Below are 20,379 nucleotides of genomic sequence, written 5' to 3'. Positions count from 1 at the left end.
ACGTAAAGAACTGACGCAGTCCTCCGTTTTTGTCAGGTCGAGGCATGATTGCAAGACCCGACCTCATCCATGGAAGCGGAACAAATGCCGAGCCTTGCAATCTAGCAGATTATGACGGCATGAAAATTTTTTGATGCAAGGCGCTTCTGCTCTGATCCATTTCCGCAACATGGGGCGCTTTGCCGCATTCGTTTCACTCAGGACACTAGGTCGGTCAGGAGGACTCATGAGAACCCACATGCTTTGCTTCGCGTTCGCGGCGATGATTGCATTTGCGTCCGCGGCGAACAGTGAGAACAACGGATCGAGTAACGACAATCAGCTCCCCGAGTCGCTGGAGCAGAAGGTCCGGAATCTCCGGACCGACCTGGAGGCGAAAGGCTACGAGGTCGCTCGGGGAGCCTGGAACCTGTTCAGGATCGAAGACTGCAAGTTCGCGCTCGAGACCATCGGAAACTGCCTCGGCAACAACCCGGCGGCGCCCTATCTCATCCCTTCCGTTCCGCTCTGGCCGGACGAGTTCGTGGACCAGAACATGAGGGACTTGCTCGGGCCGACGCCGGGCGACACCTGGTGGACGTACCGGCTTGACCAGCGCGAGGCGCTGGTCGTGCTGGCGCAGCTTCCGCCGCCCGGAAGGTACTTCGGGATACAGACGTACATCTTTACGCGCGAAGGGGAGATCGACACCACGGATGAAATCTACCAGTCCGTGGCCGATGATCCTTTCATGCAGAGCATCCTCTTCATGATGTCGCCGAATCCGTCCCGTGCGCTGGTGTTCTCCAGCATCGGCAACAGCAACAACAACGTCGTCATCGAGCGGCAATCCGACGCGGCGTTCAACCAGCAGCGCTTCTTCATCATCACACCGGACGCGGTGATGGAGCGTGCGCTCACCGAGGCGCTGCTGCGGGCGGGCGTACCGGATCGCAACCAGGTGTTCGTCGAGCCCGTGTCGACGGACCTCGGCCGGCTGGGGTTCGGCTCAAAGGCGGACGACCTGATGACCGTGATGCGTTATTCGCTGCCGGAAGACGAGGCGGCCGGCGATGAGTGGCGCCAGAAGCGCCCGCTCGCCATTCTCCGCGTGAGGGACACGAACACGGCGCGTCCGACCGAGCCCTACCCAAAACCTGTCCGGGACGAGAGGATCGCCAAGTCCGAGCTCGGGTTCGAGGGTAATGTCGAGAATCTGGTCGAGGCGGTCAAGCAGCACTGGGGACAGCCCGACGCCAAGGACGGGCCGTTCGAAAGCCTGCTGCTCAAGGTGGACCTTATCGGCGAGCATTGCGTTCGGCGCCCCATGAACTGCCTCGGCGATACCCAGGACGCAGACTACCAGATCAGCCCGACGGAGAGCATCGACTCGGGCGAAGTCCTCGCCGTCGCGGGCACCCTCGGCACCGCCACCGGCAACGCCACGTACACGAGTCTGGCGCCCAACCGGATCCCGGCTCTGGTGGGCGTCACGAACGTCTCGGATCCCGATCTCAAGGGGAGCGCGTCCGCCTTCTCGGAGACGGTCGGCAACACCGACAAGCTCTACGTCTACTACTTCGCACGCGACTGCGGGAACCTTCCGAATTGCCGCGAAATCACCGAGGAAATGGTCCCCCCAGGCGACGCAATCAAAATCATTCAGCGGAACTACGTCGTGCCGGGGTCGACCCGAGGTCCTGACCCCAAGCAGCTCGTGAACCCGACGCTCATCGTCTTCGACGGGGCGAAACGGCCGTCGAGCCGTTAAAGGGGCCTCTGAGCAAGCGGATTCCGTTCATGACCCTTCGACAGGCTCAGGACAGGCCTGTCGAAGGACTTAATCCGAGCTTCCTTAAGGACAACAGGATGGTCGGTCAGGAGGACTTATGAGAACCCACACGCTTTACTTCACGCTCGCGGCGATGATCGGATTTGCGTCCGCGGCGAACGGCTGGAACAACGGTTCGAGCAACGACAATCAGCTCCCCGAGTCGCTGGAGCGGAAGGTCCAGAATCTTCAAGCCGACCTCGAGGCGAAAGGCTACGAGGTCACACGCGGCTTCTGGGACCTGTTCACGATCGAGGATTGCCAGTTCACGATCGCCGTGATTGGAAACTGCCTCGGGAACAATCCGGCGTCACCGTACGTTATTCCCGCCGTTCCGCTCTGGCCGGACGAGTTCGTGGACGAACACATCAAGGATCTGCTCGGGCCGACGCCGGACGACACCTGGTGGACATACCGCCTCGATGAGCGCGAGGCGCTGGTCGTGCTGGCGCAGCTTCCGCCGCCCGCGAAATACTTCGGGATGCACACCTACGTTTTCACGCGCGAAGGGCGCATCGACCCCGCGAATATAGTCTTCCAGTCGGTCACGGACCCCTTCCTGGGGGAACTGCTCTTCGCCCCGTCGCCGAACCCTTCCCGCTCGGTGATGTCCGCGACCTTCGGCAACAGCATTAATAACGTCGTCATCGAGCGGCAGTCCGGCGCGGCCTTTAACCAGCAGCGCTTCTTCATCGTCACGCCGGACGCGGTGATGGAGCGGGAAGTGACCGAGGCGCTCCTGCGGGCGGGCGTCCCCGATCGCAATCAGGTGTTTACTACCCCCGTGTCAACGGAGATTTTCCGAGCAGGGCTCGGGCCCGAGGCGGACGACCTGTGGATCACGATCCGCTATACGCGTCCGGAGGACGAGGAGGCGGGTGATGAGTGGCGTCGGCAGCTTCCCCTGGCCGTGCTCCGGGTGAGGGACACGAACACGGCGCGTCCGACCGAACCCTATCCCAAACCCGATTACGATGAGCGGACCGCCCGCTCCGAGCTGGGGCTCCAAAGTGAATTCGCGGCTCTGATCGAGGCGGTCAAGAAGCACTGGGGGCAGACTTCCGCTCCCGAACAGCCGTTCCAGGCTCTGGAACTGACCGTGGATCTCATCGGGCAACACTGCCTCGAACGCCCCATGAACTGCCTCGGCGATAACCAGGACGAAGACTGGCGGCTCAGTCCTCGTTCGAGCATCGATTCGGGCCAGGTGCTGGCCGTCGTGGGGACTCTCAAAACGGCTACGGGAAACGCGACGTACTCGGCCATCGCACTCAATCGTTCGTCGGTTCTCCAGGGCATCGGGAACGTTTTCGACGAAGATCTCGCGGGGAGCGCGTCGGCGTTTTCTGGAACGGTCGACAACACCGACCGGTTTTACGTCCAGTACTTCGCGCGCGACTGCTCGGGGCTCTCCCACTGCTTTGAAATCACGGAGGAGATGATTCCGAAAGGCGAGACAGTCGCGTTCATCGAGCGGAACTACGTTGTTCCGGGTACGGCCCGCGGCGCCGATTCCAGGCAGACGCTGACGCCATTGGTCATCATCTTCGATGGCAAGGCGCGGCCGTCGAGCCGCTGAGGAAGTGTGCCGCTGCGAGCGCCCGCGGAAACGCAGAAAGGCCCCGTGGACGCTTGTGGCTGCAAGATGCCCATACACGGAGGTAAACCATGCGTCCCAACGACCTCAAGGAAGCTCTGATTAAGTCCTTCGACAGGCTCAGGACAGGCTTGTCGAGCCACGAACGGAATCCACTTGATCAGAGCTTCCTCAAGCACCGAGGCATCGTCGCCGCGGCACTCGCCGCCTTGTTGCTCGTATCCTCGCCCGGCGTCCGGGCACTCACCATCGCCCTCAGCGACGACGACGGCTGGGACGCCATCGGGATCCAAGCCGCCAAGCGGGCGCTGGCGGCCGCCGGTCACACCGTGATCCTCGCCGGCCCGCTCAATGAGCAAAGCGGCAGCAGTGCGGCGATCAACCTGACTGACCTCCGGATTACCAAGCGACGCGACGACGAGGGCGCGCTCGAGTATTCCGTTGCGATCGGCGACGGGACGGAAGGAGCCGAACCGGCGACCAGCGCGCTCGTTGCCATCGACATCGCCCGGCAAAGCACCGGCCGGTTGCCCGACTTGCTGGTGTCCGGCATCAACGTGGGCGCCAATATCGGCGCCGCCACCCAGTTTTCGGGTACGGTCGGTGCCGCCATTGCCGCGCTATCCCCCATGCTCAACGGCGCTGTCCCCGCCATCGCGATCAGCACCGATCCGTTGTGCGGCGAGTCCACACCGGATTGCAAGACAGCGAACGAGGCCCATTTCGCGCAGGTGGCGGACTTTCTCGTTGCCGTCATTGCCCGCCTCGAACGCAAGGCCGGCTCTCTGGAGGGCGAAAAGGGCCTGCTGCCACGGGGGATAGGTCTCAACATCAACTACCCGCCGTTACCCGAGCCCGCCGGCGTCGTCGTTACACGGCAGGGTCGCACGGTCACCTTTGCGGACGATCTGGTGGTGAGCTATGGCGCCGATACGGTCACCATCAACATCGGCTGTCGTGAGCCCTGCGCCGATGTACCGGTCGGAACCACGCTCCGGGGCGGGATCACGAAGATTGTCCCCGACGAAACGCCCGAGGTGCCCGGCGCCGACACCACGTGGTATACGCGAGGGTACATCACCATCGTGCCGATCACGCCCGACTATACGGCTGACGCGCCGAGTGCCTTCTCTCTCGGGATAGATATCAAGGCTGGCCTTGGCAGGCGATAGACGGTGATTTCAACGGGCTCAGCATTTGTAGGTCGGCAATCCTTTGCCGACGAAAACGTTGGCCCAACTGTGCACCGTCGGGAAGGGCGGCTTCGGCGCTCCAATCGCAAACGGTCATCCCAGGACGGCCGTTTGCGATTGGAAGGGGCGTCCTGGCGCTCCCAGGACGGCCGTTTGCGATTGGAAGGGTCGCGACTAAAGCGACCGTTTGCGATTGGAAAGGATTCCCGACCTACTCGCGAGTGCCCGTACAGCAGGTATGAAAATGGTCTAGACGGTGATCCCGACGAGAACGGTTCTTTAAATGTTGGAATGTGAAGACTGACCGCGATAGATGCCTATCCCACATCTTTGGCTTGCCTGCCGAATTGGGCAGCTTTGAAATGTGTAAAATGACCATATTTGACACACATCGGAATCAGGCATGCGAACCAATATCGTCATCGATGACGAGCTAATGAACGAAGCTCTGAAATCCACCGGCCTTTAAAACCAAACGGGAGGTGGTAGAGCTTGGATTCAAGACACTCGTCCGCTTGAAAAACAGGAACAGATCAAAGCGTTCAAAGGAAAGCTCAAATGGGAAGGCGACCTTGACGCTATGAGAACCGACGGGTGATCGTGGTCGATTCCAGCGTCTGGATCGATTATTTCAACGGCAGCGACACGCCCCAAACCGCCATACTCGACGAACTGCTCGGCGTGGAACCGCTGGCCATCGGCGGCTTGATTCTAACCGAGGTCTTGCAGGGCTTCCGCAAAGATGGCGATTTCCGAACGGCTAAGCGGCTGCTGATGTCGCTAACCGTCTATGAGTTGCTCGGCACCGAACAGGTACTCAAAAAACGGGGCATCACCATTCGCAAAACCGCCGACGTCATCATCGCTACATTTTGCATAGATAAACGGACACGCCCTGCTGTTTTCCGATCGAGATTTCGTTTCGTTTGTCGAGCACTTGGGATTGCGAACGGTCGGGAGATACGGGGTCGAATAGCTGGGGCGTATTGAAGTCGGAAGCAAATAACAAAAGCCTAACCCTTTCACTGCCCGAACGATGGGTTGGATACCTTTTCAACTATGGTTGGCTTCGGCATGGAGCTTAAGCCCGAGGGCGCTAATGACCTTGAGGATGGTATCGAAACCTGGGCTACGTTCGCCGGAGAGAGCCTTGTAGAGGCTTTCCCGAGAAAGTCCCGCATCCCGAGCAACTTGCGCCATACCTTTGGCACGGGCGATGTCGCCAAGGGCCTTTGCGATGAAGGCGGCGTCTCCGTTCGCTTCTTGCAGACAAGCTTCAAGGTAGGCGGCCATTTCCTCTGGGGTTCTGAGGTGTTCAGCAACGTCATAGCGAGTGGTAGTAGTCTTGGCCATAGCAATTACTCCGAAAGATTACGAGCGAGACGCAATGCGGCCTTGATGTCCTTGGCTTGGGTGCTCTTATCACCACCGGCCAAGAGAATGATGAGCTCTCGCCCCCGCTTTTTGAAATAGACCCGGTAACCGGGACCGTAGTTAATCCGCAACTCCGACACACCTTCGCCGACGGGCTCAACGTCGCCAGAGTTACCGGCGGCGAGCCGTTCAATTCTGGCTTGAACACGCGCTCTCGCTTGGATGTCTCGCAGGCCATCGAGCCACTGAGCGAAGACGTCTGTCTTGCGGATTTCGATCATGGGCTAACCGTAGCCGCTCGGCTACATAATGTCAATGGCGCGAGGACACCGCTGCAAGATGCCCAACGTCTAGCTAAGCGGCGCACCGGACAACAGAACCTGAGCAAAGCGCCGGAGCCGAATGTAAAGCAATACCTGTAAACGGCCAGCGTCCCGGCGGGTCGCGCTTTAATGCAAATTAAGCGCTTTGCGGTAAGACGTTCAATAAGAAGATGGCGGCCGCTAGGCGACCGAAGACGTGAACGAGGAGCCCCCGAGAGGAGTGGACCTCGCTGGCCGCATCGATACCGGTTTTCTCCTGAATCCAGTTAAGGAAGCTCTGATTAAGTCCGTCGACAGGCCTGTCCTGAGCTAAGTCGAAGGGCATGAACGGAATCCACTTGTTCAGAGCTTCCTACAGTGAACGCCTGGATGAGTGCCGATCTCCGACATAGTGTAAGCGCCGGATAGATAGGCCCGCGCCAATGCCTCATTCCTGTCCGGATAGCGTTGCCGATAGTCGTCAAGGGGCAGGGCGATAAACCGCCGATGCGCTTTGGAGCCCGGAGTTCTTCGGGCTTTTGTTCTGCCGGTATCGCTCGACGAACGCATTATCGCCCAATAGCAATTGATGGTGGGTCTGATCCAGTGGACTGGGCAGCCCTCTGCCGTCCATTACGAATCGACGGCAGGACTTGATCGCGCTCTTGCGTTCCCGCCCAAACTGGCTGAGCAGCCAACCCGTATCAAGTAGGTGTCCTTCTGAACCAATATCGCCTTATAGCGCCCCTGAAGTCGGTGTCCGACCATCCCATAGTGCTGAAATGTTGGAATGTGAGATCTGACCCCGGTGTGCCCTCCTTCAACGGCATCGACACGCCCCAAACTGCCATACTCGACGAACTGCTCGGCGTGGAACCGCTGGCGATCGGCGACTTGATCCAACCGAGGTCTTGCAAGGATTTCGCCAGGATGGCATTTCCGAACGGCTAAACGGTTGCTGATGTCGCTAACCGTTTATGACTTGCTCGGCACCGAACAGGCGCACAAAAACGTGGAGAATTATCGGGCACTCAGAAAACGGGGCATCACCACCCGCAAAACCGCCGACGTCATCATCGCTACATTCCGCATCGAAAAGGGACACGCCCAGCTGTTTTCCGATCGAGACTTCATTCCGTTTGTCGAGCATTTGGGATTGCGAACCGTCGGGGGATACGGGGTGGAATAGTCGGGGCGTGTTGGAATCGAAAGTAAACAAAAAAAGCCTGACCCCTTCGTAGAAAAGCCTGACCCCTTCGTAGATGACCCCTTCGTAGACGGTGATTTCAACGGGGTCAGCATGTAGGTCGGCAATCCTTTGCCGACGAGCCCGTTGGCCCAGCGGCTCCGAGGACATGGTCCCCGAGGCGACGCAATCAAGATCATTCAGCGGAACTACGTCGTGCCGGGGTCGAGCCGCTGACGCTCGTGACTGCAAGACGCCTGTACACGGAGGTAAGCCACGCGTCCCAACGACATCAAGCAAGCTCTGATTAAGTCCTTCGACAGGCTCGGGACCGGCCTGTCGAGTGTTCTCCTGAGCCTGTCGAAGGCGCACGAACGGGATCAAATTGACTCGTTAGGCCTCGCCGTGCTGGGCATAGAACACATCCAGGGTAGGGAACCTTGCCTCAGCAACAATGCAATCCCAGAGAAAGACTGCCAGCCCCAGATCGCCTGTCCAAAGGGAGTAGCGATGCTGACGGTAGCGCGCGGCTTCTTCCCTTGCTTGAGTGATGCCGTGCATCGCGAATGCGCGTGCACGCTGTAGCCAAATCAAGTCTTGGGTTCGCCGATACAGCTTCAGGAACGCATAGGCGTTCCCTGCCGTGCCGTGGCACAGATTCGAACCCTTCACTAGTGGACCAGCAGACCAGATTGTCTCACCGGCAGCGAGCAACAATTCATCAAGCGCAGAGCTTGGCATGCCGGCAAGACAGATGACAAAGCCTGGAGCGCCGTGACAGAACTGCAACAGCTTCTTGCTCGCATCCGGCGTGTGATCAAGCTGCGGGCGCCAGTTGGCATGGTCCCCATCGCGATCGACGGTGTGCTGGACGGTGTTGGTGATGCAGGCCTCCCATGCGTCCCACCTCTCCGTACCAAGAAGATGTCTCCCGCGAATCAAAGGCAGAGCTGTGGCTACGAAGCCATGGATAGCACCAAGGTACGTCGATGGATTGCGGTCAAAGTGTTGCGCCCAATAGGAGCACTGATACTGCGGAGACCACTCAAGTTGTGCCCATAGTCGTTCTGCGGTGACTTGGAACAAATTCGACCAACGCTGCTCGCCAGTGCGTTCGTGCAGGAACAAGGCCGCAAGCATCGTACCCGGGGAGCCCATCATCAACTCGCGTGCAGGATGTTCGGTGTTGCTCGCAACCAACGCGTCAAGGACCGTTCCAAGTTCGTGTGTTGGCTGCTGACCGAAGGCAAGCATTTGAATCGGCGTGTCACCGAGGAGAAAGGAAGCTCGATTGCGCTCCGCGGCATCTCCAAGCTGCTTGCGGTTTCGCGACAAGAGTTCAGGCAGCCCGGTTAAATAATTTCTGGACAGACGAACCGCACCAACCGTCTGCAGGTACTCCAATGCCCAGAAAACCCCGCATGCGCCGTCGTATAGCGCAGTCTCGTACGCCCGGGTATCTCTATCCCCTTGTCGATCTGCTGGATGCAGTTGCCAGTACATATCCTCCGAGTACCGCGCCTCGACGTCTCGCACAATGCGCTCGATAGCAGACAACGCAACGCTTTCATCCCATGCGAGATGGTGCAACGGCTCGTGTCGTTCCGGGGCATACAGCATTGATAGATTGCTCAAGCGTTGGTAGTGAGTGGTAGAGTCCACGGAAGTGGTGTAAATCGAGGGAAAGAGATGGGAGGCCATCGCGAACTCCGGTAAGGTTGAGATGACGAGTAACAACCGAAACCTTGGAGCAGGCGATGGCCAAAGAGAGTATGGCATTGGTGGAGTGGTTGGGGCAACAGGGCGGAGAGGATTTTTTGCGCACTCTGACGGAACGGATTCTGGAGCGGTTGATGGACTTCGAGGTGTCGAATCGCATTCAGGCCGAGCGGCACGAGCGGACCGAAGACCGGCAAGCCTATCGCAATGGCTATCGGGAGCGATCGCTGCATACGCGCCTGGGCACGCTGGAGTTGAAGGTGCCGAAACTCCGGAGTGGAACCTATTTTCCGTCATTTCTGGAGCCGCGACGACTGACCGAGCAGGCCCTGGTAGCGGTGATTCAGGAGGCGTGGATTGGCGGGATATCGACCCGCAAGGTGGATGATTTGGTGCAGGCGCTGGGCATGACGGGCATCTCCAAGAGCCAAGTCTCGGCTTTGTGCCGGGACATCGACGCGCGGGTGGAGTCCTTTCTGACCCGGCCCATTGAGGGCGAGTGGCGGTATCTGTGGCTGGATGCGACTTACCTCAAGGTTCGGCAAGGTGGTCGGGTGGTGTCGGTGGCGGCCATAATCGCCTGTGGCGTGAACCAGGACGGACGGCGCGAGATTCTCGGGTTGGGCCTGGGCGAGTCGGAGGCCCGGGTGTTCTGGGTGGACTTCCTCAGGAGTCTTAGGCGACGGGGCTTGGCCGGGGTCCAACTGGTCATCTCCTAGCCCTAAGAGGGGTTGAAGGCGGCCATTGAGCAGGTGTTCTCGGCCAGTTGGCAGCGGTGCCGGGTTCACTTCCTGCGCAATCTCCTAGCCTGTGTGCCCAAGACCAGCCAATCGTTGGTTGGTACCCTGGTGCGGCAGGTCTTCGTCCAGCCCGCCGTCGAGAGTGCCCAGAAGGCGTGGCGACAGGTCGCGGATCAACTCCGGCCGCGCTTCCCGAAAGCGGCGGAACTGATGGATCAAGCGGAAACCGATGTGCTGGCGCACCTGAACTTCCCGGCGGCTCACCGGGTGAAAATCCACTCCACGAATACTCTGGAGCGGTTGAATAAGGAAGTGAAACGGCGGGCCAATGGGGTGGGCATTTTCCCGAATGAGGCCAGCATCCGCCGCCTGATCGGCGCGGTGCTCATGGAACAGAACGAAGAATGGCAGCTGCAACACCGTTATCTGCCCCAGCATACGATGGCGGATAACCCAGCAGCCACAGAGGAGTTGACTTCACTCCCTGCTGCCTAAACAACGATTCCTGAGCCGGAGTTCACCCTCGGAATTTACACCACCTTGACGGACTCAACCCGAAAAGGTACTCGCGAATAGCTGCAAATAAACGAATTCAGCCGTTCAAAAGCACCCGAAACAGAATAGCAAATGCACCTTGCTTTATCCGGACGACAGAGGGGCAGCAAGCCGGGCGACACTGTTAGCTTTCGTCCGTCGCTGCCAATCGAACCATTCCGTTTCGTTAGAAAGTCCTTAACTGGCGGGCCGACTCGTGCTCAGGCTGATCTTCTTAACGAGTTCGTCAACAGAAACCGCTCCGCTGGTCTCGATCATCAGCGCATCGCGCTGCTCTTCTTCGGTTAATTCATCATGCGCCGCAAGCTGACGGTCTAGTACCGACAGATCGGCTTCAGAGGGGTCGCGGCCCAGCAGAGCGCGGGATTCGATGCGGCTTTTCAGTGTGGCGATCGGTGCCTGGCAGTCGAGGATCAGGAATGATGCGCCGAGCCGTTCGGCCAGCATTTTCTGGCTTTCCCGCTGCTCGTGTTTTAGGAACGTGGCGTCGACGATGACGGAGAGGCCGGATTTCAGGATATCTTCGGCGGTATCCAGCAGATAGCTATAGGTTCTGCGCGTCATGTCCGCGGTGTAGATGCCGGCGTCGAGGGTCGATGCGGTGCTGGCGTGTTCGGCGAAGCCGGCCAGGCGTTTTCGTTCCAGGTCGGAGCGCAGGCGTATGGCCGGGAGGCGCTCGGCGATTTGGCCCGCGATGTGGGACTTGCCGCTGCCCGAGAAACCGTGGGTGATGAGCAATGCCGGTTTTTGAGGCCGGATGAGGCCGGATGCGTAATCGAGATAGCGCCGGTACAGGTCCAATAACTCCTGCTGCTTCGCGGTGTCGCCGGTAGAGGCGCGGGTCAGTTGGGCGATCTTGGCCCGAACCATGGCGCGGTAGACGCGGTAATAATGGAAGAGCGAGAGACCACGGTAGTCTCCGGTAACTTCCAGGTAGCGGTTTAGAAGCCGGAAAGCCAAATCCCGCTTGCCTTTGACTTCCAGATCCATGACCAGAAAGGCCAGCTCACTCATCACATCGATCCAGCGCAAGTCTTCGCTGAATTCGATGCAGTCGAACGGCGTGGGCTCGTCGCCGATGAGCACGATGTTTCCGAGGTGGAGATCGCCGTGGCATTCGCGAACGAAGCCGGCGGCTTTTCGGGCGAGCATGGTCTCCCGGCAGCGCGAATACGCCTCGGACGTCCAGGCGCGCACGGCTTCCAGCTTGGCGACGTCGACCGGATCGTCCTGCAAGGGCTCGATGTGGGTGAAATTATGTTCGGCGGCGTCGTAGATGTGTTCCGGGAGTCCGTGGGCGTCTTCGATGGTGCTGCGATTTACGCTCGCGTGGAATCGGGCCAGCGTCTCGGCCAGCTTGTCCATGTGTTCGGCCGACAGGCGATCGTCCTGACACAGACGATCGAATAGTGCCGCTTCGTCGAAGCGGCGCATCTTGATGGCGAATTCGATGGGGGTGCCGCTGCCGCCGATTCGCGGATTTCGGGGATCTCCGGCGATGGGGACGACGGCCAGATACAAGTCCGGCGCGAGCCGGCGATTGAGGCGGAGTTCCTCTTCGCAAAACCGGCGGCGCTTGTCCAGGGTGGTGAAGTCGAGGAAGCCGAAATCCACCGGCTTCTTGATTTTGTAGGCGTGTGGAGCGGTCAGCAAAACCCAGGAGATATGGGTCTCCCGGATTTCGATGGCTTCCGTGGGATGATCGTAGGCGGCGGGGTTCCGCAGCGCCGAGATCAGTTCGGGATAGCGGGCGTCATCCATGCGGTTCCATCCGTAAACGGCCGTTGATCACTCTGAGTTGCCGTTCGCCCTGAAGGAGCGCTTCCAGTTCCGCTCCGGCCATCGCCTTGCGCCAGCCCTGAAGCAGTTTCGATTGCTCCGGGTCATCCATCAGTTGTTCCAGGTCCTTGCGGCCTGCGAGCACCGCCGGGTTCAGGGTGTGCTGGGCGGCCCGAAGACGCACTACGGCGGTCAATACGTCGAGCAGCGCTTCCTGTTCGGGCGTCTTTTTGGCCTGCCGCGGCCTGAGAGAAACCGCCGGCGGCGGACGATGTTTCGCCTCGTCGATGATCCGGCACAATTGGCTGCCGTAACGCTTGAGCGTCCGTTCCTCCAGTCCCCGGATCAGCTTGAACTTGTCGGCATTCGTCGGCTGAAGCCGTGCGAGATCGAACAAAACCTCGTCCTTGACCAGCCAACTGCGTGGAATATCCTGCTGGCGCGCGTCGTCCTCGCGCCAGGCCGCGAGCGCCTGCAGCACGGCGAGCTGGGACGCATTCAGCTGATAATGTCCGCTGATACGCTGCCAGGCTTGATCGGACGCATTCTCGTAAAGCTTCGGATCGAGCAGGGCGCCGAAATCGCCTTTCGGCCAGTCCAGGCGGCCCAAGGCTTCCAGTCGCTGGCACAGTTTCAGGTAAGCGGTTCCGAGATGGATGACGTCGTCGGCCGCATAGCGCAATTGCGCATCGGCCAGGGGCCGGAGCGACCAGTCGGTGCGCGCATGTCCTTTGCCCAAGGTTATTCCGAGCAGTTCCGAAATCAGTCCGGCATAGCTGATTTGTTCGGGCAAGCCGATCAGGGGAGCCGCGATCTGGGTATCGAAGATCGGTGTCGGCAAACGTCCCCACAAATGAAAGAAGATTTCCAAATCCTGTCGCCCGGCATGAAAAACCTTGGTGATGGCCGGATCGAACAGTAAATCCGCTACCGGCTCCAAGGATTCGAGCGCGAGCGGATCGATGCAGGCGACCTTGTCGGCGGTCGCGATCTGGAGCAGGCAGAATTTGGGAAAGTAGGTTTTCTCGCGCAGGAACTCGGTGTCCACGGCGAGCCATGGAGAGTTCTTGACGGCGCGGCAGAAATCTTGGAGTTGGCTGGGCGAATCGATATAGCTGATTTGGGAGAGAGGCGTCATGTCGAAGAGAGTGCTTTTTCGAGTCATAAAGTTATTATATGGCTTAGGGACGAAGAATACGCTCCCGCCGACGATCCGAGGTGGCGCATGAAGGTATTGGTGAGTGTAAAGCGCGTGGTGGATTACAACGTGCGCATCCAGGTGAAGCCGGACGGCTCGGGTGTCATGCTGGATGGGGTGAAGATGAGCATGAATCCCTTCGACGAGATCGCCCTGGAAGAGGCGATTCGCCTTAAGGAGGCCGGCAAGGCGACGCAAATCGTGGCCGTTTCGATCGGGCCGCAGGCGGTCCAGGAGCAGCTGCGGAGCGCTTTGGCGCTCGGTGTGGACCGGGCGATTCATATACCCCTGGATGCAGCGCCTCAACCCGTCAATGCCGCACGCGCCCTGGCCGGGCTTGCCCGGCGCGAAAATCCCGATTTGATCCTCATGGGCAAGCAGGCCATCGACGACGACTGCAACCAGACTCCGCAGATGCTGGCGGCTCTGCTCGGCTGGCCCCAAGCGACCTTTGCTTCCAAAATCGAGTTGAATGACAAGTCCGCCACCGTCGCCCGCGAGGTGGATGCCGGGCTCGAATATCTGTCCGTCGACCTTCCCGCGGTGATTTCCGCCGATCTTCGCCTCAATATTCCCCGTTATCCCAAGTTGCCGGATATCATGAAGGCGCGCCGCCTGCCGATCGAAACGGTTACGCCGGAAGACCTGGGCGTCGAGTTCGTACCGGAGGCCAGGCTGCTCAAAGTCGCGCCGCCACCAAAGCGCCAGGCCGGCCGGAAAGTGGCTTCGGTCGACGAGCTGGTAGCGGCGCTGCGCGAGCGAGGGCTGTTGTCATGAGCAAGGTATTGGTTATTGCCGAGCACGACGGCGAAACCTTGAATCTTTCGACTTCGAGAACCGTGGCCTGCGCGCTGGCTCTCGGTCCGGAGACGATCGATGTGGCAGTGTTCGCCGAGGCGGAGAACAAACCGGCTGAAGCCGCGGCCCGGCTGAATGGCGTGACACGGGTGTTGCTGGTCGAACATGCCGCCAACCGGAACCCCGTGGCGGCGGTTCTGGCGCCGCAAGTTTCCGCGCTGGCCAAGGACTACACCCATGTGCTGGCGCCGGCGACCACCTTCGGCAAGGATGTTCTGCCACGCGCGGCGGCGCTGCTCGGTGTTCCGCAAGTGAGCGACATCATGCGGGTGCTCGGCCGAAATGTCTTCGAGCGGCCGATTTATGCGGGCAATGCGCTGGAAACGATCGAAACGCCGCCGGGCATCGTCGTCGCGACCGTGCGTACGGCTTCGTTCAAGGCGGTTGCCGAGACAGGATCGGCGCCTGTGGAAAAAATCAGCCTCGATTTCGACTGCCCGACCCACACGCGTTTTCTCCGGGTCGAAGGTTCGTCCGGCGGCGGGCGTCCCGATCTCCAGTCGGCCCGCGTGGTGGTGTCCGGCGGGCGCGGCCTGGCAAGCAAGGAAAACTTCGACTTGATCTACGCCCTGGCGGATCGGCTGGGCGCGGCGGTCAGCGCTTCCCGCGCGGCGGTGGATGCCGGATTCGTTCCGAACGACTTGCAGGTGGGGCAGACCGGCAAGATCATCGCGCCGGAGCTTTATCTCGCCTTCGGTATTTCGGGCGCAATACAGCATCTGGCGGGAATCAAGGATGCGGGGACCATCGTCGCCGTCAATAAGGACCCCGATGCGCCAATCTTCGAAGTGGCGGATATCGGCCTGGTGGGCGACTTGTTCGAGGTGCTGCCGGCATTGGCCGATGCTCTGCCCAAGGATAAGTCGTGAATCGGGAGAGTCTGGAGTTCGATGTCGTCATCGTGGGGGCCGGCCCCGCGGGACTGTCCGCCGCCTGCCGATTGATGCAGCTGGCCAATGAAGCCGGAAAGTCGCTCCGGGTCTGCGTCGTCGAAAAGGGTGCGGAGGTCGGCGCCCACATCATTTCCGGCGCCGTGTTCGAGCCGACCGCCCTGAACGAACTTTTCCCGGACTGGAAAGGGCAGGGCGCGCCCGTCACCGTGGCCGTCGAACACGATGAATTGCATTACCTCCTTAGCGAAAAGCGCTCGTTCAAAGCGCCCGGCTTTCTGATGCCGAAGCCGATGCGTAACGAGGGCAATTACGTGATCAGCCTGGGCCGCTTGTGCCGATGGCTGGCGGAAAAAGCCGAGGCCCTTGGCGCCGAGATATTCACGGGGTTCGCCGCGGCCGATGTGCTTTATGACGACGCGGGCGCAGTAGCCGGCGTCGTCACGGGCGACATGGGCATTGCCAGGGACGGTTCGAAGAAGCCGAACTATCAGCCGGGCGTGGAGCTGCGAGCGCCCTACACGATTTTTGCCGAAGGCTGCCGCGGGCATTTGGGCAAGCGGCTGATGGAGCGCTTCGAATTGCGGCGGGACGTCGATCCGCAGCATTACGGCATCGGCATCAAGGAAATCTGGCGCATCGATCCGTCGCGTCATCGGCCCGGATGGGTCGTTCACACCTTAGGCTGGCCTTTGGACAACGAAACCGAAGGTGGCGGCTTCGTTTACCACGGCGAGGACGGATTGGTTTCGCTCGGTTTGATTGTGGCCTTGAATTACCGTAATCCTTATTTGAATCCTTTCAGCGAAATGCAGCGTTGGAAGCACCATCCGGTGGTGCGCCGGTTCCTCGAAGGCGGAACCCGGATCGGCTACGGCGCCCGCGCGGTGAACAAGGGCGGCTGGCAGTCGGTGCCGAAGCTGTCTTTTCCGGGCGGCGTGATGGCGGGTTGCGATGCCGGTTTTCTCAACCCGGTGAAGATCAAGGGCAATCATACCGCCATGAAGACCGGCATGCTGGCGGCGGAGGCGGTGTTCGAGGCGCTGGAAACGGGCGGAATTCCGGATATGGGCGGCCGTTATCGCCAATCGTGGGTCGATCAGGAGCTGTTCCGGGGCCGGAACTTCGGTCCCGCGTTGGCGAAATTCGGAACGCTTGTTGGAAGCGCGTTCATTTGGATCGATCAGAATGTTTTCCGGGGAAAGCTGCCGTTTACCCTGCACAATCGCGTTCCGGATCACGCCTCGTTGGATCGAGCCGCGGACAGTCGTAAGATCGATTATTCGAAGCCCGACGGCGTGCTGAGCTTCGATAGACTATCCTCGGTCTATCTATCCAACACCAATCACGAGGAAGACCAGCCCTGCCATCTCGTTCTGACCGATCCGGCCATCCCGATCGAGCGGAATCTGCCGCTGTACGACGAGCCGGCGCAGCGTTATTGCCCGGCGGCGGTTTATGAAATCGTGGAGGCGCCGGGACAGCCGGCCCGATTCCAGATCAACGCGCAGAACTGCGTTCACTGCAAAGTGTGCGACATCAAGGATCCGGCACAGAACATCAACTGGGTGCCTCCAGAAGGGGGCGGGGGACCGAACTACGTAAACATGTGAAAGCAAGGTCGTTCTGTGTGTCGAAGTCGGGAGAGTTATAGGGTAGCAGGACGCTGTTGAATAAAATCTTCGTACCGGCTGTTCTCCAAGCCTGGCTAAATCGCGAACGCACGCTTCTGATCGAAAGTTGCAAATATGTCCGGGTGGCGGATACTCAGCTGTTAAACTAGATTACCGGGAAGTAAAGTTTGATTGACTTTCGCTCCAAATCTTGGCAAATGTCAGAAAGTTTTACAAATGTGCCAAAATTGTTGCGTATGTGAGCAAATTTTGCCAAGAAATCAATTTATTAGGGTGATCGGCGCGTAAGTTGCAATAGAGTTTTTGATAATCCCAAATTCGCACTAACAATGGCTAAAGATATGCTTCATGAAGAACAGTCTGAGTTGCGGTCATCAACGCAGCAAAAGGAAATTGATCAAACGCGGCGCAATTTGACGAGAATTGGTCTGACCACGCCTGTCCTGATGAGCTTTTCTGGTTATTCGCCGTTGGCTAATGCTTGTGCCACTCCATCCCGGCATGCATCTGGAAACACCAGTCCCCAAACAGAGGAGCCGGTTTATTCCTGCAATGGAAAACCGCCTTCCTATTTGGTGATGTGTGCTTCGTTCGGTTCATGGCCTCTAGGTGGATTGGATGCACCGCAACTGCAGATACAAGACGGCAGTGGAAATCCGATCGGCTGTACCGGGAGCGGTGTCCCTTCGTTTGACACATTTTTTTCATCGGACTCGAATCCTCCCGCTTCAAAGATATCCAGTTTTGGTACAACCGTGGATGTGTATGTTGGCGCCACTACTACTTTTATACCAGTTTTACCAACAAACGGTGCCGGGACTGTAGATCAAACTCGGCTTGCGTCTGTATGGGAACTTTTGGCGTTTCCGGAAAAGCAGCCCGATCCGCAAGCCGCCCAGTTCGCCCAATTCATTATTGCGGCGATTTATAACGCAAATGCCGATTCGAAGTATCCAGTTTCGGTAGATCAAGCAAAAGAGATGTTTGCGAAAGGTCCTTTAACGGAGTATCAGCCCACGAATGGTGTTAAATGGGGAGTAGCGGAAATCATTTTTTATCTACAAAGCACCATGGGGTTTGTCTAAGGATTAGATGGGTTTGGTATAAACTGCTTTTAATCTTCATGACCTTACGCGTGGTCACTCTTTGTTCGGCGGTCCGCCTGAAGATGTCGCCGCTTTGGCAGGACGAATGCGTGGTATTCGATGCAGCCAGCTGTAACACTTACGCAGTGCCGAAATTGAGTGCTCAGATTCTAGAAATGCTGCAGGCTGAGAAGGCGCTTAAGACTTCAACCATTCTTGCCAGAATAAACGCAAAAGGTGATCTCGACGAACAGGAGTTGATTCGAGTTCTTGACATCACATTAGAAGAATTTCAGCGTCTTGGCCTAATTGAAATAATTGCCAGTTGAGCTCTTTTAACTCCTTCGACGAGACCCTGTCCGCGCAATTTTCGGACAAGGGCGTAACTCTAGAACTTGCTCCGTTTGTTGTCCGAATCTATACCGATATTCCTAGCGTTTTAGCCGGCTTACAGCTTTACTACAGCGAGTACCCGGTACCAGGTTCAAGCGCGTTTGCAGATTTCCACGTATCGTTGCGGCGACCTCGATCGGCGTATCGCTGGTTCCGCCCTCAGGTCAGCTTTGAATTCGACGGCACGGTTCCATTTAAGCCTTTGCCTTACGAGCAAGCTTATCCCATGTTCGAATGGGGGCTTAATTGGTGTATAGCGAACCATTGCCATCGGTTTCTGATGATTCATGCAGCGGTCGTTGAGCGGGAGGGATGTGCGGCAATTTTGGCGGCTCCCCCGGGTTCGGGCAAGAGTACACTCTGCGCCGCTTTGGTCAGTCGCGGATGGAGGCTGCTTTCCGATGAATTGGCTCTTATCGATCCGGCAACGCTTCGGATAACGCCTATTCCCCGCCCGATCGGGCTCAAGAATGATTCGATCGAAATTATCCGCCATTTCAATCCTTCGGCAGTGATTGGGCCGGTAGTAAAAGATACCCGCAAAGGGACAGTAACTCACATGAAAGCGCCGGTCGGCAGCATTCTCCGTTCTCGCGAAACGGCTTGTCCTGCGTGGGTCATCTTTCCTCGTTACGAGCGCGATGCTGCCGTTCGGTTGCGGCCTCACTCCAAGGCTCGGACAGTCGTGCGTCTCGCCGAAAACTCATTTAATTACACCTTACTGGGTGCAATAGGCTTTGATGCTTTGATAGGCATAGTCGATCAGGCTGAATGTTATGAATTTACCTATAGTAAGCTGGATGATGCCATCTCGATATTTGCTGATTTGAAGGCGCCTCCGCTATGTCAGGCCCGATGAATGTCGCCGCCGCCAAGGCGCTGACATGCACCGAGACTCTAATCGATTGTTCTCTCGGCGACTGGGACATCGTTATCCGCCAGTGCAGGGCGGCAAAGGTACTCGCCAAGTTAGCGGCCCGACTCGAAGACCATGGCTTGCTCGATCTAATCCCGGAGGCTCCCCGCAGACATCTGATCTCTGCGCACCTGGTTGCACGCCGGCAAAACCAGGCCGTGGAAATTGAGGTCGAGCAAATCCGAAAGGCCCTGGCTAGAACTCAGGCTCCAATCGTCCTGCTCAAGGGGGCGGCCTACGCAATGGCCGGCCTACCGGCAGCACGGGGGCGTGTGTTTGCTGACATCGACATACTGGTGCCGCGCGAGCGATTGGCCGATGTCGAAGCGGCGCTGATGCTGCATGGCTGGATAAGCACGCATCATGATGCTTATGACCAGCGCTACTATCGCCAATGGATGCACGAAATCCCACCGATGCAGCACATTAAGCGTGGTACGGTTATCGATGTACATCATGCTATTACACCGATTACTTCCAGGATTCGGGCCGATTCGAAAAAAATGCTCGCTGCGGCAGCGCCGTTGCCGGGACATGACAGGCTGTTTGTGCTTGCGCCCGAAGATATGGTGCTGCACAGTGCTACTCATCTTTTTTTGGAAGGCGAACTGGATTCGGGATTTAGAGACCTCGCCGATATCGATACCCTGCTTACGCACTTCGCAGCCGCTGACGACAGCTTTTGGGAGCGTCTGATGGAACGAGCCGTGGAGGTCGGTCTTGCCAGGCCTTTGTTTTACGCTTTTCGTTATACGGAGAAGATACTGGGGACGCGAATTCCTCCGCGGATTCAGGCCAAGGCTGCGGTGGGATCGCCGGCGCGGCCATTGCTCAGCCTGATGGATGCGCTGTTCTTACGGGCGCTTCGGCCGAAGCATTCCACAGTCGCCGACCGTTTCACGGGGATTGCCCGGTGGATGCTTTATGTTCGGGGCCATTGGCTGCGCATGCCTTTGCCTCTGCTCGTTTATCATCTCGCTCGTAAGGCATTGGCGGTTGAACAGTCCGGGTGAAACGAGGGCTCGATGCGAGCTTGCTGGTGCTCCGGAGGCATCCTAGAGCGTTTTTCATCCCGGTGTACGGCTTCGTGTCGGGCGGGAAGAACGTAGGTCGGCAATCCCTTGCCGACTTATCGGCTCGGCAAAGGATT

General features: G+C 58.6%; 19 protein-coding genes and 1 pseudogene. 15 read left to right on the top strand and 5 right to left on the bottom strand.

Annotated features, from left to right (window positions below; translation table 11 throughout):
- Positions 1-226: 226 nt before the first annotated feature.
- The 5 genes from JOD69_RS18505 to JOD69_RS18485 all read left to right on the top strand — a co-directional run bounded on the left by JOD69_RS18505 (position 227) and on the right by JOD69_RS18485 (position 5,590).
- Complete coding sequence (locus JOD69_RS18505) at positions 227-1,750, top strand: hypothetical protein (RefSeq protein WP_139841086.1); 1,524 nt, start codon at positions 227-229, stop codon at positions 1,748-1,750.
- A gap of 118 nt (positions 1,751-1,868) precedes the next feature.
- Positions 1,869-3,389: a hypothetical protein gene (locus tag JOD69_RS18500; RefSeq protein ID WP_086134345.1), complete on the top strand. Its 1,521-nt coding sequence runs from the start codon at positions 1,869-1,871 to the stop codon at positions 3,387-3,389.
- 89 nt (positions 3,390-3,478) lie between these two features.
- Positions 3,479-4,579 (top strand): 5'/3'-nucleotidase SurE, encoded by a 1,101-nt coding sequence (locus tag JOD69_RS18495; RefSeq protein WP_086134346.1) that lies wholly within the window; start codon positions 3,479-3,481, stop codon positions 4,577-4,579.
- Between the two features lie 424 nt (positions 4,580-5,003).
- The gene (locus JOD69_RS25280) at positions 5,004-5,069 is read left to right on the top strand and encodes a type II toxin-antitoxin system VapB family antitoxin (protein ID WP_240502414.1); all 66 of its coding nucleotides are present in this window, start codon (positions 5,004-5,006) and stop codon (positions 5,067-5,069) included.
- A 125-nt stretch (positions 5,070-5,194) separates the two neighbouring features.
- On the top strand, positions 5,195-5,590 hold the full coding sequence (locus JOD69_RS18485) for a VapC toxin family PIN domain ribonuclease (protein ID WP_240506980.1): 396 nt from the start codon (positions 5,195-5,197) through the stop codon (positions 5,588-5,590).
- A 63-nt stretch (positions 5,591-5,653) separates the two neighbouring features.
- On the opposite strand, the gene JOD69_RS18480 is transcribed toward JOD69_RS18485, so the two are convergent.
- Both JOD69_RS18480 and JOD69_RS18475 read right to left on the bottom strand, forming a co-directional pair.
- Complete coding sequence (locus JOD69_RS18480; protein ID WP_077728825.1) at positions 5,654-5,953, bottom strand: addiction module antidote protein; 300 nt, start codon at positions 5,951-5,953, stop codon at positions 5,654-5,656.
- A gap of 5 nt (positions 5,954-5,958) precedes the next feature.
- Positions 5,959-6,255 carry a type II toxin-antitoxin system RelE/ParE family toxin gene (locus tag JOD69_RS18475; protein ID WP_077728826.1) on the bottom strand — a complete coding sequence of 99 codons (297 nt, stop codon included), beginning with the start codon at positions 6,253-6,255 and terminating at the stop codon, positions 5,959-5,961.
- Between the two features lie 813 nt (positions 6,256-7,068).
- Here JOD69_RS18475 and JOD69_RS24815 point away from each other — a divergent pair.
- Positions 7,069-7,227: a hypothetical protein gene (locus tag JOD69_RS24815; RefSeq protein WP_240506981.1), complete on the top strand. Its 159-nt coding sequence runs from the start codon at positions 7,069-7,071 to the stop codon at positions 7,225-7,227.
- Between the two features lie 10 nt (positions 7,228-7,237).
- Entirely contained in the window at positions 7,238-7,465 is a 228-nt protein-coding gene (locus JOD69_RS24810) for a twitching motility protein PilT (protein ID WP_119631954.1), read from the top strand.
- 390 nt (positions 7,466-7,855) lie between these two features.
- Here the strand turns inward: JOD69_RS24810 and JOD69_RS18465 are convergent, their stop codons facing one another.
- Complete coding sequence (locus tag JOD69_RS18465; RefSeq protein WP_168183831.1) at positions 7,856-9,163, bottom strand: LanC-like protein; 1,308 nt, start codon at positions 9,161-9,163, stop codon at positions 7,856-7,858.
- A gap of 56 nt (positions 9,164-9,219) precedes the next feature.
- Here JOD69_RS18465 and JOD69_RS18460 point away from each other — a divergent pair.
- Positions 9,220-10,416, top strand: a pseudogene (locus JOD69_RS18460) (IS256 family transposase).
- A 237-nt stretch (positions 10,417-10,653) separates the two neighbouring features.
- Here JOD69_RS18460 and JOD69_RS18455 read toward each other — a convergent pair.
- Positions 10,654-12,237 (bottom strand): bifunctional aminoglycoside phosphotransferase/ATP-binding protein, encoded by a 1,584-nt coding sequence (locus JOD69_RS18455; RefSeq protein WP_086134347.1) that lies wholly within the window; start codon positions 12,235-12,237, stop codon positions 10,654-10,656.
- Positions 12,230-13,393, bottom strand: coding sequence for a ribonuclease D (gene rnd, locus JOD69_RS18450; protein ID WP_086134348.1), 1,164 nt, complete (start codon positions 13,391-13,393; stop codon positions 12,230-12,232). The genes JOD69_RS18455 and rnd overlap by 8 nt, the downstream gene beginning before the upstream one ends.
- Before the next feature lie 87 nt (positions 13,394-13,480).
- On the opposite strand from rnd, the gene JOD69_RS18445 reads away from it, so the two are divergent.
- From JOD69_RS18445 to JOD69_RS18415, 7 genes are all read left to right on the top strand, one after another.
- Entirely contained in the window at positions 13,481-14,230 is a 750-nt protein-coding gene (locus JOD69_RS18445) for an electron transfer flavoprotein subunit beta/FixA family protein (RefSeq protein WP_210024149.1), read from the top strand.
- Positions 14,227-15,180, top strand: a complete 954-nt coding sequence (locus tag JOD69_RS18440) for an FAD-binding protein (RefSeq protein ID WP_210024148.1) — start codon at positions 14,227-14,229, stop codon at positions 15,178-15,180. The genes JOD69_RS18445 and JOD69_RS18440 overlap by 4 nt, the downstream gene beginning before the upstream one ends.
- Positions 15,177-16,814 (top strand): electron transfer flavoprotein-ubiquinone oxidoreductase, encoded by a 1,638-nt coding sequence (locus JOD69_RS18435; RefSeq protein ID WP_210024147.1) that lies wholly within the window; start codon positions 15,177-15,179, stop codon positions 16,812-16,814. Before JOD69_RS18440 ends, JOD69_RS18435 begins: the two co-directional genes overlap by 4 nt.
- A 350-nt stretch (positions 16,815-17,164) precedes the next feature.
- Positions 17,165-17,920 carry a hypothetical protein gene (locus JOD69_RS18430; RefSeq protein WP_139841087.1) on the top strand — a complete coding sequence of 252 codons (756 nt, stop codon included), beginning with the start codon at positions 17,165-17,167 and terminating at the stop codon, positions 17,918-17,920.
- A gap of 38 nt (positions 17,921-17,958) precedes the next feature.
- Positions 17,959-18,249: an HPr-rel-A system PqqD family peptide chaperone gene (locus tag JOD69_RS18425; protein WP_168183832.1), complete on the top strand. Its 291-nt coding sequence runs from the start codon at positions 17,959-17,961 to the stop codon at positions 18,247-18,249.
- A complete protein-coding gene (locus JOD69_RS18420; RefSeq protein WP_077728839.1) occupies positions 18,246-19,172 on the top strand; it encodes an HprK-related kinase A in 927 nt (308 codons plus the stop codon). The genes JOD69_RS18425 and JOD69_RS18420 overlap by 4 nt, the downstream gene beginning before the upstream one ends.
- A complete protein-coding gene (locus tag JOD69_RS18415; protein ID WP_077728840.1) occupies positions 19,157-20,242 on the top strand; it encodes a nucleotidyltransferase family protein in 1,086 nt (361 codons plus the stop codon). The genes JOD69_RS18420 and JOD69_RS18415 overlap by 16 nt, the downstream gene beginning before the upstream one ends.
- Positions 20,243-20,379: the final 137 nt, after the last annotated feature.

This window comes from Methylocaldum sp. RMAD-M (assembly GCF_017832375.1).
In the GTDB taxonomy this organism is placed as follows: domain Bacteria; phylum Pseudomonadota; class Gammaproteobacteria; order Methylococcales; family Methylococcaceae; genus Methylocaldum.
The sequence above is the reverse complement of the archived record's forward strand: the minus strand, read 5'-3'. Positions and strand labels throughout refer to the sequence as shown.